Source organism: Streptomyces chengmaiensis (assembly GCF_029846775.1).
Taxonomy (GTDB): domain Bacteria; phylum Actinomycetota; class Actinomycetes; order Streptomycetales; family Streptomycetaceae; genus Streptomyces; species Streptomyces chengmaiensis.
In genome coordinates, this window is sequence record NZ_JARWBG010000043.1 from 33,098 (window position 1) to 46,241 (window position 13,144).

At 73.8% G+C, this 13,144-nt stretch carries 11 protein-coding genes; 5 read left to right on the plus strand and 6 right to left on the minus strand.

Translation table 11 applies throughout. The annotated features are described in order from the left end of the window. Positions 1–167: 167 nt before the first annotated feature. On the plus strand, positions 168–2,768 hold the full coding sequence (locus tag QCN29_RS27820; RefSeq protein ID WP_279931612.1) for an NACHT domain-containing protein: 2,601 nt from the start codon (positions 168–170) through the stop codon (positions 2,766–2,768). A gap of 17 nt (positions 2,769–2,785) precedes the next feature. On the opposite strand, the gene QCN29_RS27825 is transcribed toward QCN29_RS27820, so the two are convergent. The 3 genes from QCN29_RS27825 to QCN29_RS27835 all read right to left on the minus strand — a co-directional run bounded on the left by QCN29_RS27825 (position 2,786) and on the right by QCN29_RS27835 (position 6,002). Then, entirely contained in the window at positions 2,786–3,484 is a 699-nt protein-coding gene (locus tag QCN29_RS27825) for an NADPH-dependent F420 reductase (RefSeq protein ID WP_279931614.1), read from the minus strand. A 110-nt stretch (positions 3,485–3,594) separates the two neighbouring features. Then, on the minus strand, positions 3,595–4,170 hold the full coding sequence (locus tag QCN29_RS27830) for a YbaK/EbsC family protein (protein ID WP_279931615.1): 576 nt from the start codon (positions 4,168–4,170) through the stop codon (positions 3,595–3,597). Positions 4,171–4,214: 44 nt separating this feature from the next. Further along, the gene (locus tag QCN29_RS27835) at positions 4,215–6,002 is read right to left on the minus strand and encodes a hypothetical protein (RefSeq protein WP_279931616.1); all 1,788 of its coding nucleotides are present in this window, start codon (positions 6,000–6,002) and stop codon (positions 4,215–4,217) included. Between the two features lie 351 nt (positions 6,003–6,353). Here QCN29_RS27835 and QCN29_RS27840 point away from each other — a divergent pair, with 351 nt between their 5' ends. Continuing rightward, positions 6,354–7,394: an NAD(P)/FAD-dependent oxidoreductase gene (locus QCN29_RS27840; RefSeq protein WP_279931618.1), complete on the plus strand. Its 1,041-nt coding sequence runs from the start codon at positions 6,354–6,356 to the stop codon at positions 7,392–7,394. Positions 7,395–7,515: 121 nt separating this feature from the next. Here the strand turns inward: QCN29_RS27840 and QCN29_RS27845 are convergent, their stop codons facing one another. The 3 genes from QCN29_RS27845 to QCN29_RS27855 form a co-directional block, all read right to left on the minus strand. After that, on the minus strand, positions 7,516–8,322 hold the full coding sequence (locus QCN29_RS27845) for a slipin family protein (RefSeq protein WP_279931619.1): 807 nt from the start codon (positions 8,320–8,322) through the stop codon (positions 7,516–7,518). Then, a complete protein-coding gene (locus QCN29_RS27850) occupies positions 8,319–9,698 on the minus strand; it encodes an NfeD family protein (protein ID WP_279931620.1) in 1,380 nt (459 codons plus the stop codon). The genes QCN29_RS27845 and QCN29_RS27850 overlap by 4 nt, the downstream gene beginning before the upstream one ends. A 202-nt stretch (positions 9,699–9,900) precedes the next feature. Further along, complete coding sequence (locus QCN29_RS27855) at positions 9,901–10,644, minus strand: YoaK family protein (protein ID WP_279931621.1); 744 nt, start codon at positions 10,642–10,644, stop codon at positions 9,901–9,903. A 106-nt stretch (positions 10,645–10,750) separates the two neighbouring features. On the opposite strand from QCN29_RS27855, the gene QCN29_RS27860 reads away from it, so the two are divergent. The 3 genes from QCN29_RS27860 to QCN29_RS27870 are packed head-to-tail and all read left to right on the plus strand — an operon-like array spanning position 10,751 to position 13,099. Next, positions 10,751–11,482 (plus strand): class E sortase, encoded by a 732-nt coding sequence (locus QCN29_RS27860; RefSeq protein ID WP_279931622.1) that lies wholly within the window; start codon positions 10,751–10,753, stop codon positions 11,480–11,482. 9 nt (positions 11,483–11,491) lie between these two features. Next, the gene (locus tag QCN29_RS27865; protein ID WP_279931623.1) at positions 11,492–12,649 is read left to right on the plus strand and encodes a CapA family protein; all 1,158 of its coding nucleotides are present in this window, start codon (positions 11,492–11,494) and stop codon (positions 12,647–12,649) included. 51 nt (positions 12,650–12,700) lie between these two features. Further along, on the plus strand, positions 12,701–13,099 hold the full coding sequence (locus QCN29_RS27870) for a hypothetical protein (RefSeq protein WP_279931624.1): 399 nt from the start codon (positions 12,701–12,703) through the stop codon (positions 13,097–13,099). Positions 13,100–13,144: the final 45 nt, after the last annotated feature.

Below are 13,144 nucleotides of genomic sequence, written 5' to 3' on the forward strand. Positions count from 1 at the left end.
GCCGCGGACCGAAGATCTTGTCTCCAGTCTCGCACCTCGACGCCGCTGTGCGGGTTCACGCGCCGGGCGGGGCGGCCTGTGGCGATCATCGCCCGGGGCCGCGCGGGGGCGGACTACCCTCGGGACCGGAATGTGATGGGGCACCAGTTCTACGGGGGGTTATGCGGATGGATCCCGCACTTGTGGTCGGGCGGCTGTCCCAGCCGGTGGTCGCACATCTCGTCAAGAAGCTCTTCGCCGGCGGCGGTCCGGGGGCGGGGCTGGTCGGCCGACCCGTGCGGATCGCGCGGCTGCTCTCCTTCCGGGGCGAGAAGAGCACCCTGACGGAAGCCGATCTCGATCGGCTGGCCGCCGAGCTGGTGCGCCGTGCCGTCGAGGGCCCCGGAGAGCGGCCGGTCGCGCCGGACGAGGAGCCTGCCGTGGCCGATGCCGTGGCCCGGACCCTGCGGGCGATGGGCGAGATCGAGATGAGCGATGTGCAGGCCGTCGGGCTGCGGCCCGAGGAGTTCGCCCGGCGGCTGCGCTCAGCGACGCCCGGCGCCGGGCGGGAGCTCAGCGCCGACGGGACGCTGCTGTACGGGCTGCTGATCGAGGTGGCGTCCCGCCATGTGCTGGAGTTCTTCAGCAGCCGCTCCCAGTTCACGGCGCGGACGCTGGTGGAGCACGGGCGGTTCCTGGCCGAACTGGAGGAGCGGTACCGGCGGCTGGCGGAGCGCGTTCCGTCGCCCGCCGGGGCGGACGCCGCGTTCGAGGAGCGGTTCGCCAGGGACACCGCGGTGCTCCACAACCATCTGACGATCTTCGGGATCGATCTGGCGCACTCCCCCGACACCTGGCCGCTGAGCTCCGCCTATCTCGGTCTGCGCTGCGAGAGCGAGCCTGCCGGGGACGATGAGCCGCAGGAGGCGGGCACGGCGGTCCCGGCCGCTCAGGCGCTGTCCGGGCTGACGCGGATTCTGCTGCGGGGCGTTGCGGGTTCCGGCAAGACGACCCTGATGCAGTGGCTGGCGGTGTCCACCGCGCTGGGCGAGCTGCCCGAGCCGCTGGCCGGACTGCACGGCAGGGTGCCTTTCATGCTGCCGGTGCGGCGGTTCGTGCGGGACGGCTTTCCCACGCCCGGAGACTTTCTGCGCGCCGTCGGCTACCCGGGGGCGGAGGCGCAGCCGGCGGGCTGGGCGGACCGGGTGCTGTCGGCCGGGCGGGGGCTGCTGCTGATCGACGGCGTCGACGAGGCCCCGGAGAGCCAGCGTGAGCAGCTGCGGCACCGGCTGCGCGAGTGGACGGCGCTGTATCCCGGGAATGTCTGGCTGGTGACCTCGCGCCCGTCCGCGGTGCGGGAGGACTGGCTGGCGGCCGAGGGCTTCACGGAGCTGCGGCTCGCACCCATGAGCCGGGACGACGTCGTCGCGTTCATACAGCGCTGGCACCATGCCGCCCGGCAGGCGCCCAGCGCCGACGCGGAGCGCCTGGAACGCTATGAGCAGACGCTGATCAGCGCGGTGCGCATCACCCGCGACCTGGGGCGGCTGGCCACCAATCCGCTGATGTGCGGGCTGCTGTGCGCACTGCACCGGGAACGGCGCGGCTATCTGCCCAAGGGCCGCAAGGATCTGTACGACGCCGCGCTGTCGATGCTGCTGGAGCGCAGGGACCGGGAGCGTGCGGTGCTGGTGCCGACCGACGGGATCGATCTGCCGCGCCAGCCGAAGATCCAGCTGCTGCAGAAGCTGGCGCACTGGATGCTGATCAACGGGAGATCGGAGATGGACCGCGACGTGGCCGTGGACATCCTGGCGCAGCATCTGCCGGCGGTGCCGGACGCCGCCCGGCAGGGCGACGCCGAGCAGATCTACCGTCATCTGCTCAACCGGACCGGGCTGCTGCGCGAACCCGCGCCGGGCGCGGTCGACTTCATCCACCGTACGTTCCAGGACTATCTGGCGGCGGATGCGACGGTGCAGCGGCATGACTTCGGACTGCTGCTCAACCATGCGCATCTGACGGAGTGGGAGGATGTGTTCCGGATGGCCGTGTCGCTGTCGCGGCCCGACGAGTGCGCGGATCTGCTGACCCGGCTGCTGGCCCCGCAGCCGGGGCTGCGGGCCTCCGCCTCCCGCCACCGCAAGCTGCTCGCCGCCGCCTGCCTGGAGCATGTGAGCGAGATCGACCCGGAGGTGCGGGAACGGGTGCACCGCTTCACCCGCGACATCGTCCGGCCCACCACTCCGGCCGCGGCGCGGGCGCTGGGCTGGATCGGCCCGATCGTGCTGGAGATGCTGCCCGATCCGGCGACGGTCGGCGACGACGAGGCCCATATCCTCGCGATCACGGCCAGTTCGGTCGCGGACGACATGGCCATCGACTATCTCGCCGGGCTGCGTGACCGCGAGCGCCTGGAGACACGGGCTCAGCTGGCGCACGCCTGGCGGCGGTTCGACACGGCTCGCTACGCCAAGGAGATCATCGCTCATCTGGACGAGCGCGATCTGTACTTCACGGTCACCGACCAGGAGGAGCTGCGCGCCCTGGCGTCGCTCGGCGGCCGCAGCCGGGTGCATATCGCCGGGCCGCTCTCCCCGGAGGAACTGACCGGGACGCTGCCGCGGGAGCGGGTGACGCATCTGTGGCTCGGCTATGACCTGGGCGGCTCGCTCGCGTGGCTGTCGGCCTTTCCGCGGCTGGGCACCCTGCGGGTCAGCCCGTCGTCCGTGCCCCGGGTGAGCGGCGTGCCGGAGGGCGTCGAGGTGGTCCAGACTGCCCGGGGGTGACGGGCGGGCGCCTCGGATCAGCCGCGGGCGCGGGCCCCTTGGATGTGGAAGTTGAAGTCGGTGTGTCCCAGCGCGCCCCACAGGCGCAGCCACATCGGCAGCAGCATTTCGGGGCCGCGGGCGGTGCTGATGTCTCCGAGGTCGATGACGCCGTCCCGGGGCCAGCCGAAGGCGACGAGCAGCTCGACGGCGGCCGCTTTGGCGTCGGCGTCGTCGCCGGAGACGAAGACATGGTGCTCACCCGGGACGCGGGCCGGTTCGGTCATGACGGCGCTGTTCATGGTGTTGAGGGTCTTCACGACGCGGGCGCCGGGGAAGGTGCGCTGGATCCGTTCGCCCAGGCTGTCGGTGTTGACCGGGTCGAGGGTGGGCGGCATGCCGTGGGTGAAGTCCAGCGGGTTGGCGACGTCCAGCAGGATCTTGCCGTTCAGCTGCCGGGCGCCGGCTGCTTCGAGGGCGCTGAGGCTGGCGGCGCCGGCCGTGGCGTTGAGGATCCGCTCACCGTGGGCGGCGGCGTCGCCGAAGGTCTGGAGGCGGATCAGCGGATGGTTCACCGCCCACTGGGCGAACGGCGCATTGCCCATGGCGTCGGGTTCGGTGCGGGCGAGGGTGGTCTCGGGGTCGCGGGTGCCGATGACGACCTCGTGGCCGAGCGAGCTGAGGGCGGCGGCGAGGGTACGGCCCGCGGTTCCGGTGCCGAGAACGGCGTAGCGCATGGGTTCAGGGAACCAGATGCCGCGCCCGCGACGGGTCGGTGCGCCGCCGGGTCCTTCGGCTTCACCCGGTCGCCTCAGAGCAGTGCCCCTCCCGCCGCCCTGACAGGGGATCAGTCGGCGGCCGGCACTCCCAGTCCGGGCAGGACCTCGGCTCCGGGGAGCTGGGCCAGTGCGCTTCCGGGGAGGATGAGCTTGCCTCTGCGGCGTCCGCTGCCGACGAGGACCCAGTCGACGGCGGTCACCGCGTCGTCGATGAGCAGCCGCCAGCCGGCGGGCAGCCCGACGGGGGTGATGCCGCCGTACTCCATGCCGGTCTCGGCGACCGCCGTGTCACGCGGGGCGAAGGAGGCCTTGCGCGCCTCGAGGCGGTGCCGGACGGCGTTGTTCACGTCGACGCGGCTGTGGGCGAGGGCGAGGCAGGCGGCGAGGGTGGTGACGCCGCCGCGCTTCGCGGCGACCACGACGCAGTTGGCGGAGGTTCCGGGCGACACGTCGTATGTCTCGCAGAAGACGGCCGTGTCGGCCTTGTCGGGGTCGGTGTCCACATACAGCACGGATGCGGCCGCTTCTCGCTTGTCCCAGGTGCGCAGCGCCTCGGCCACGGGGCCTGCGAGGAGTCCGGCGGCGTCCAGGGCGGGGCGGACGGCGGTGAAGTTCCCGAACGGGGCGCGCAGGCTGTCGCTCATGGAGGGACTTTAGCCCGTGTGCGACGCGGCCGGCGGATGCTCGGTCAGAGGCCGAGGTAGGGGGCGTAGAGCCGGTAGCGGCCTGCCCGCGGCGCGGTCAGCCGGGTCCACTCGCCGTCGGCCCGGACGGCTGCGCCGTTGTCCGCGCGCAGCCAGGGGGAATGGCGGACGCGTACGGTGACGGGGCCGGGGCGGTCGACGGTGAGGACCACTTCGGCGGGTGCGGCGCGGACGATGCGACCGGGCCCGTCGGCCAGCGGCGTCGCGCCGTCGACGGCGAAGACGGTCCAGTGGTCGTCCTGCCAGACCTGCCGCAGCCAGGGCGGGCGGGAGGCGATGAGCACGGCTTCGGCGACGGCGGGGCCGTCGGGCCGCCCGGTGTGCAGGACGACATGGCTGACGGCCCAGCGGTCCAGCCAGGCGCGGTAGGTGCGGGCGTCGAGGGTGCCGTCGTAGAAGAGCCGTGCGCGTTCCACGTCGAGCTGGCGGTTCCAGCCCCGTGCGAGCTGGAAGCGGCGGGCGAACAGCCAGGCCTCTCGGTGGTCGCGGGCGGGCACGACCTCGATGCGGGAGCGGTCTGCGCCCAGACGGCGCAGCTGCTCCGTCACCTCCTCGGCGTGGCCTGCCCAGGCCGGGACGTGCACGGAGTGGCGCAGGTCGTCGGCGCATCTGCCGAGCGTCCACGCCGAGGCGGCCAGGACGGCGGCGAGGACCACGGCCGTGCGCGCCGTGCGACGTGCGGGGCGCGGGCCCGGCCCGGCACCGCGGTCGCGGCCGCGGTGGAGGTCCGATGCGGTGCGGAGGGTCGGGGCCGGTGCGGCGCCCACGTCGGGGTCCGGCGCGGTGAGCAGGGCTGCCAGCAGCAGGGGCGGGCCTGCGACGAGCGCGAGCCGGTCGACGTTCGAGCCGACGGGCGTGGTGAGGAGCAGGGCGAGGACAACGCCTGCGGCGTAGAGGGCCGCGCCGGTCCGCACGGCCGTCCAGGAGCGGGGCACGGCGTGGGCCGTCGCGGCGCAGAGAAGGAGCGGGAGGGCCGCGGTACGCAGGTCCATCGGCTGCTCCCCCCAGTACGGGAAGGCGAGGGCGACGCAGAGCTGAACCAGTGCCACGGGGAGCAGCAGGGACGCGGCGGCGCGCGGGCGGCGCAGCAGCAGCTGGGCCGCGCCGACGACCAGCAGGAACAGTCCGGCCACCGGGCTGGAGGCGGCGGTGAGCGCCGCGGCCGCCGCACAGGGAAGGGGCCTGCGCAGCAGCAGGCAGGCCCAGCAGGCGGCGGCCAGGCCCACGGCGAACGTGGTGCGGCCGGAGGCGACGTTGCACCACACGGTGACCGCGCCCAGGAGGGAGGGCCACAGGGGCGCGGTGAGCCGCGGCACACGGCGGATCAGGCAGGTCAGGGCCCAGGTGGCGGCCAGGCCCGCGCAGACGGACACCGCCCGCACACCCACGAGGGCCATCAGATGGGGGGTCAGCAGGCTGTAGTTGGCCGGGTGCATGCCCCCGTACCACGACAGGTTGTACGCGCCGCCCGGATGGTGTTCGGCGAACGAGGACCAGGCGACCTGCGCCGCCAGGTCCCCGGCGCCCGTGGCCAGCCACCCGGCCCACAGCGCGTACAGCGGCACGGATGCCGCGGTGACCGACAGCGGCAGCCGGGCGGCGGCGAGGCGGGAGGGCAGGAGGCCGCGGGGCGGAAGGCGGGGACCTGGCAGGCGGGCGATGTCCGCCGTGTGGGGTGCGCCGGTGGGGGGTGCGCCGGTGGGGGCGTCGGCCGAACCGCTTTTGCCGGCGGCGGTTTCGCCGGCGGGCGCGGCGGCGGGCTGGATGAGCACGGGCCGACTGTAGGGGCGGCTCCGGCAGCGCCCGCGCCATCCGCGCCCGGAGCGGGATGCCGCCCCTCCAACGGATGAACGGGCTTGCCCGCGGCCGTACTCGTGGGTGCCGCACGGACGGATGGCGACGGTTGTGACTGTCGGTCCTCAACCGCCCCGTGGCGCCGTCGTGGCATCTCCGGGAAGGGCGCCGAGATGTGTTCGCCCGGGTGGGGGAGCGGGTTTTGACCCTGGACCGGTTTGCAGGATCGGCAAAGAACATTGCTTGACCCGGGAGGGTGGGCGCAGTATCTCCGCATCTCCGGAAACGGAGGTAACGCCGCATGATGGGACGGAGAGGGAGCAATGACGATGAACACCTCACAGGATGGCGAGCAGCGCTACGACGTGGTGGTGGTGGGCGGCGGCGCGGCAGGGCTGAGCGGGGCGCTGACGCTGGGGCGGGCGCGGCGCTCCGCCGTGGTGGTGGACGCGGGCGAGCCGCGCAACGCGCCGGCCGAGGGCGTGCACGGCCATCTGGGCCGGGAGGGTGTCGACCCGCGTGAGCTGCTGGCCGTCGGACGCTCCGAGGTGCGCCGCTACGGCGGGGAGTTCCGGGATGCGTTGGCCATGGCCGTGGAGCGCTGCGACGACGGAGGGTTCCGGGTCGTCCTGGACGACGGCGGCGCGGTGCGCGGCGGGCGGCTGTTGGTGGCCACGGGCCTCGCGGACGAGCTGCCCGAGGTGCCGGGGCTGGCCGCGCTGTGGGGCAGGGATGTGCTGCACTGCCCGTACTGCCATGGCTGGGAGGTGCGGGACCAGCCGATCGGGGTGCTGGCGACGGGGCCGCTCGCGGTGCGGCAGGCGCTGCTGTGGCGTCAGTGGAGCGACGATGTCACCTACTTCCGGCACACCGGGCCGGAACCGGACGAGGAGCAGTGGGAGCAGCTCGCCGCGCGGGGCGTCGCCGTCGTGGAGGGGGAGGTGACGGCCCTGGAGACGACGGCCGACGGCCGGCTGAGCGGCGTACGGACGGCGGGCGGAACGGCCGTGCGGTGCCGGGCGCTTGCGGTCGCCCCGCGCTTCACCGCCCGGGTCGGTTTCCTCGCCCCGCTCGGGCTGGAGCCGGCCGAGCAGGAGATGGGCGGCCATGTCATCGGCAGCGCCCTGGCCGTCGACGCCTCGGGCGCGACGTCCGTCCCGGGAGTGTGGGCCGCCGGCAATGCCGTTCAGCTCACCGAGCAGGTGGTGGGCGCCGCCGCGGCGGGGGCCCGGGCCGCCGCGGCCGTCAACGCGGACCTGGTCGCGGAGGAGACCCGCCGGGCCGTGGCCGCGCGCCGCGGTCCGTTCTCCCCGGAAAGCGAACGGGCCGTGTGCGAGCGGGTCCTCGGGGCCCGGCGACACGGCTTGTGAGCACGCGCGGCCGCCGGCGGGACCGGGATGTGTCAGGAGGCGGCGGGTGTGGCTCGGTCGCCGAGGCCGACGCGGCCGGCGATGTCCGTGCGATGTCCCCGCTTCCGCCCCTCCCTTCGCACTACGTTTCGTCGGCCTGCCGCTCCGCCGCTAGCTTGGCGGGGCGGTCGCCGCTCTGGCTCAGCATGTCGACCAGGCGGAGGACCTCCATCGGGAGCGGGAAGATGAGGGTGGAGTTCCGCTCGCTGGAGATCTCGGTCATGGTGGACAGGATGCGCAGGTGCATCGCGGCCGGGTGGCCTTCGAGGCGCAGGGCCGCGTCCGCCAGGGTCTCGGCGGCCTCGAACTCGCCCTTGGCGTGGATGACCTTGGCGCGCCGGTCGCGCTCCGCCTCGGCCTGACGGGCCATGGCGCGGCGCATGGCCTCGGGCAGTTCGACGTCCTTGACCTCGACCAGGGTGACCTTGACGCCCCAGGGGTTGGTGACGTCGTCGATGATCTGCTGGAGCCGCTGGTTGATCTCGTCGCGGTTGACCAGCAGCTCGTCCAGGTCGACCTGGCCGAGAATGCTGCGCAGCGTGGTCTGGGCGATCTGCGAGGTGCCTTTGACATGGTCTTCTATGGCCACGACGGAGCGGTTGGGGTCGACGACGTTGAAGTAGGTCACGGCGTTGACGCGCACGGTGACGTTGTCCTTGGTGATGATGTCCTGCGGCGGGATGTCCATGGTGACCGTGCGCAGGGAGACCCGTACGAGCCGGTCGACGACGGGGATGATGAAGAACAGCCCCGGGCCTTTCGCCCCGATGATCCGGCCGAGACGGAAGATCACTCCGCGCTCGTACTCGGGCACGATCTTCACGGACAGCATCAGCAGAAGCAGCACGATGAGGGCCGCGACGGCGATGCCGGTCCAGGCGGCGTTCATGACGGACTCTCCTTCGGGTGTGGCGGACTCGGGCCGGGAGGAGGCACGGGTTCGACGACGAGGTCCAGGTCCTCGCGGTCGACGACGCGCACCCGGGCGCCGTTCGCCAGGGCGCTGCCGTCACGGCTGCGGACCGTCCACCAGGCCCCTTCGAGCAGCACCTGGGCGCGGTCGCCCCGCGCGGCGGCGACCGTCGCCTCCTGGCCGATCAGCAGTTCCCCGCCGCTGGTGACGGGGGCGCGCCGGGCCCGCCAGGCGAGACGTCCCGCGAGGACGGAGCCCCCGCCGACGACGAGGGCCGTCGGCCACAGGACGGCGGGGTCGACGCCCGTCTCGCCGCGGAAGAGGAAGACTCCGGAGAGCACCAGGGCGACGGTTCCCCCGGCGGCGAACACTCCGACGCCCGGTGTCAGCACCTCGCCCGCGAAGAGGGCCGCGGCCAGGCCCAGCAGGAGGAGGCCGGCCGCGTTGAACGGCAGCACGCTCAGGGCGACGAAGCCGAGGATGAGCAGGATCGCCCCGATGATGCCGCCGAACCCCATGCCGGGGCTGGCCAGTTCGTAGATCACGGCGAGGGTGCCGAGCGACAGGAAGAGGAAGGCCAGTTCGGGGCTGGCGAGGAGCTGCCGCACCTCGCCGAAGAAGCCGAGGCCGTACTCGTCGATCTGTGCGCCCGCCGTGTCCAGCACGGTCTGCTGCCCCTGCGCGAGGGTCACGGTCCGCCCGTCGGCGGCGGCGAGCAGCTCGGTGCGGGAGGCGGCGGTGATGTCGGTGACGCCTCGCCGCAGCGCCTCCCGGTCGGAGACGGAGATCCCGTCGCGGACCATGTCGTCGGCGAACTCGACGTTCCGGCCGCGCTGCTCGGCGATCGCCACGGCGAACGCCGCGGAGTCGTTCACCACCTTCTCGCTGGCGGTCTCGCCCTCGCCGGTGACGGGAGTTCCCGCGCCGATGTGCGTGCCGGGCGCCATGGCCGCGATATGGGCGGCCATGGTGATGTACGCGCCCGCCGACGCGGCGCGCGCGCCGGAGGGGGCGACGTACACGATCACAGGGACGTCGGAGGCGAAGAACCCCTGGACGATCTCCCGGGTCGAGGTGAGGAGTCCGCCGGGGGTGTTCAGCTCGACGAGGAGCGCCGCGTGGCCCTCGCGCCCCGCCTCGCGTATGCCGTCCTCGATGTGGGCGGCGATGACCGGGGTGACGGTGTCGTCGACGCGGGTGGCCAGGACGGTGGGGCGGTCCTGCGGCTGGGCGGGGCGGTCGGCGGCGGCGGGCAGGGCGAGCAGGCACACGAGCAGCGCAAGCAGCGCCCGTACGGACAGCCGCAGGGCTGCCGGCGTGAGGCGCGCCGGGCCCGGGCGTTGCTGCTGCACGGGCGCCCACCGTCCCTCTGACTGGCCGGCCCTGGATCGGCGGGCAGGCTCGTGATCGCTGGGGATGGGCGGGTACCCGTGGCGGCCGTCCGCATGCGGACGGTGTCGTACGGGTGGGCGGTGCGTGTGCCCGCGTTGCGGGGGCGGCGGCAGACAGACGGGCGTTCGTCCAGTGCGCGTGGCAGCGGCGCACGAGGGCGGGTCAGTCCGGCGCGGGGGTCGGTCCGGCAGGTCGGTCCGGCCGCGGGGGGCGGCGATGGGGGACGTAACCGTAGCCGAGCCCGACGGCCAGCACTCCCCCTGCCGCCGCGAGCAGCACGGCGCCCGGGCTGACGCTCAGGTGCAGCAGCCCCGCCCCCAGCCATGCGCCGGTGAGCATCGCGCCGAAGGCGGCCGCCCGCCGCCCCTGGTGCCGAGGACCCGAAGGTGTGTTCGCCGCGGGCGGGGCGAGTGGCGGAACGCTCAGAAGCACGACGAGGGTGCGGGTGACCACCACCGTGGGGACGTCCGGCACCCGGGCCCTCATGGCCGCGACCGCCTGCAGGCCCATGGCGCCGGCGACGGTCGCGGTCACCGCGTAGTGCCGGGCGGTCGGCGTCCGGCCGACCGCCTCGATGCCCCAGCCCGCCAGCCCCGCGACGCCCAGCAGGGCGGCCTCCGCGCACAGTGCGCCGACCAGCCAGCGGTGTCCGCGGGCCTTGATGCGCTCCGTGAAGTGGGTGCCGAGGACCACGCCCGTCGCGAACCCGCCGAGCGAGGCGGCGGAGGCCGCCGGGGACAGGCCGTCCCCGCCGCCGAACGCGATGCCGAGCAGGAGCAGATTGCCCGTCTGCACGGCGGTGAACACGGGGCCCAGCACAAGGAAGCTGACGGCCTCGACGACGCCGGTGGTCAGGGTGAGCGCCACCATGGCCGAGGTGAGGGCGACGCCGGGCTGCGGCCTCATACCGCGGAATCTACGGCCGGTGGTCCATCGCGGCCAGTCGTGATCCCCTGACCGTCGGTGACTCCGCTGGACTTCGGCGTGCCGTTCCTCTCAGCATGGAAGAGTCATGAGCCTGTACCGAGCTGTCGCCGCCTCTCTAGCGAGCGCGCTGGTCGTCGCCCTCGCGGCGTGTTCCGGCGGCCGCCCCGGGGACGCCGGAGCCGCCGCCCCGGCCCCTGTCGCCTCCGCCTCGCCTGCTGCCGGGCCTACCGTCGCGCCGCCTGCGGTTCCGGCCGCCGCGGCCGTCCCGGACCAGAAGCCCTCCCCCGAGCCGAGCGACTCCGCCGACCCGCGCAGCCGGGCCGCGTCGCTGTCGATGCCCGCGATCGGGGTGAAGGACCTGCGGGTCGTCCCGTACGAGGGCACGACGGACGACTGGCCGGGCACCCGGATCCAGGACCGGGGCGTGGCCGCGAGCCCGTACGGCGACGAGGGCGGCGTCGGCCCCGGCGAGAGGGGCAACTACCTCGTCACGGCCCACCGGCTGTCGGCGGGCGGTCCGCTGCGCGATCTGCCGTCCCTCGACGAGGGCGACATGGTGTACGTCGAGTTCGACGGCACGGTCTACGCCTACGAGATCATCGAGACCCGTACGACGTCGTTCCGGTCGGAGCGGTCGCTGGCCGAGCAGCGGGCCGCCGTGCCCGGCTCCCCCGGCGAGAAGCCCACCGAGGCGATGATCACCATCTCCACCTGTGCGACGCCGGAGGACGACGCGGCGGGCAACTTCTGGCGGGACGCCAAGGGCAACCCCGAACACCGCATCGACAAGATCGGCGTGCTGCGTGGGAAGGCCTAGGCTGGGAGCATGGCCAAAGGGCTGGTCAGGCTGTTTCTCTGCGGCGATGTGATGCTGGGCCGCGGGGTCGATCAGATCCTGCCGCATCCCGGCGATCCCGAACTGCACGAGCCCTACATGGATGACGCACGCGCGTATGTGGGTCTCGCGGAGCGTGCGAACGGGCCGATTCCGTGTCCAGTGGGCTTCACCTGGCCGTGGGGCGAGGCGCTGGACGTGCTGGACGCCGCCGGCGTCGACGTCCGGATCGTCAATCTGGAGACCTCGGTCACCACGAGCGACACGTTCGCGCCGGGCAAGGGCATCCACTACCGGATGCACCCCGCCAACCTGCCCTCGCTGGCCGCAGCCCGCCCCGACGTCTGCGTGCTGGCCAACAATCATGTGCTCGACTTCGGGCGGAGCGGCCTGGCGCAGACCCTGGCCTCCCTGGAGGGCGCGGGGCTGGCGACCGCGGGGGCCGGCCGGGCCCTCGGGGCGGCGCAGAAGCCGGCGGTCGCCCCCTACGGATCGGGCGAGCGCGCCGGCCGGGTGCTGGTCTTCTCCTTCGCCATGCCGACCAGCGGCGTCCCGAGCGGCTGGGCCGCGGGGCAGGACCGCAGCGGCGTCGACTGGGTGGCGGAGCCCTCGCAGGACGCCGCCGCCGAGATCGCCGACCGGGTCCGCCGGGCGCGGCGGCCGGGCGATGTGACGGTGGCCTCGGTCCACTGGGGGCCCAACTGGGGCTACCGCGTGGCGCGCGAGGAGGTGCGGTTCGCGCACGCACTCCTCGACGGGGGCGTCGACATCGTGCACGGCCACTCGTCGCATCACCCCCGCCCGGTCGAGGCGTACGGCCGCGGGTTGGTCCTCTACGGCTGCGGCGATCTGGTCGACGACTACGAGGGCATCAGCGGGCACGACGCCTACCGGGACGACCTGCGGCTGCTGTACCTGGTGTCGGTGGACGCGGCCGCCCCCGACGGGGCCGTCGTCCGCGAGGTGCGGATGGTTCCGCTGCAGGCGCGGCGGATGCGGCTGGAACACGCCTCTCGCGAGGACGGGGCCTGGCTGCGGACGGTCCTCGACCGGGTCAGCCGCCCGTTCGGATCCCATGTCGAGCTCACCCCGGAAGGCGTGCTGGCCCTCTCCGGGGAGCGCCCCGACAGGCCGGATGCGTACGCTTGACACAGACGCACCGCTGACACAGACGCACCGTCCGGGTCCGGGAGGCTTCTCATGGCCCGCGTTCACCGCTATCACCTCGACCGCAACGGTCACTCGGTGACCGTGAGGCCCGGAGTTGCGACTCGGGACATCGAGCTTCTGGTGGACGGCAAGGTCGTCGGCTACGGACGGGGCTCCGCCAAGGGGCCCGTCGTGGTGGCGGCGGAGCTGCCGGGCGAACCGCCGCGGCCCTTCACCGTCACGATCGACCCTCCCTCGCCGTCCGGGAACGTCCCCGTGTGCGCCATGCACATCGACGGCCAGGTTCTCCGCGTCCCTCCCGTGCCCCCCGGGCCGCCGCCCGGCGCCGCCCAGCATGTGCCGCGCTCCGCCGGCGGGCCGTTCGGGCCGGTGCGCTGGGCGCGAAGACTCCTGCGCCGCCGGCTCCGGCACGGCCTCCACCGCCTCTAGCGCGGGTGGGCGCGCCGGCGGCCTGCCGAACAGCACACAACACAG

Excerpts from the sequence above, each read along its gene's own strand:
- QCN29_RS27830 (WP_279931615.1), bottom strand. The coding sequence starts at position 4,170 with ATGAGCGACAGCCTGCGCGCCCCGTTCGGGAACTTCACCGCCGTCCGC.
- QCN29_RS27820 (WP_279931612.1), top strand. The coding sequence starts at position 168 with ATGGATCCCGCACTTGTGGTCGGGCGGCTGTCCCAGCCGGTGGTCGCA.
- QCN29_RS27865 (WP_279931623.1), top strand. The coding sequence starts at position 11,492 with ATGGCCAAAGGGCTGGTCAGGCTGTTTCTCTGCGGCGATGTGATGCTG.
- QCN29_RS27840 (WP_279931618.1), top strand. The coding sequence starts at position 6,354 with ATGAACACCTCACAGGATGGCGAGCAGCGCTACGACGTGGTGGTGGTG.
- QCN29_RS27825 (WP_279931614.1), bottom strand. The coding sequence starts at position 3,484 with ATGCGCTACGCCGTTCTCGGCACCGGAACCGCGGGCCGTACCCTCGCC.
- QCN29_RS27855 (WP_279931621.1), bottom strand. The coding sequence starts at position 10,644 with ATGAGGCCGCAGCCCGGCGTCGCCCTCACCTCGGCCATGGTGGCGCTC.
- QCN29_RS27870 (WP_279931624.1), top strand. The coding sequence starts at position 12,701 with ATGGCCCGCGTTCACCGCTATCACCTCGACCGCAACGGTCACTCGGTG.
- QCN29_RS27860 (WP_279931622.1), top strand. The coding sequence starts at position 10,751 with ATGAGCCTGTACCGAGCTGTCGCCGCCTCTCTAGCGAGCGCGCTGGTC.
- QCN29_RS27845 (WP_279931619.1), bottom strand. The coding sequence starts at position 8,322 with ATGAACGCCGCCTGGACCGGCATCGCCGTCGCGGCCCTCATCGTGCTG.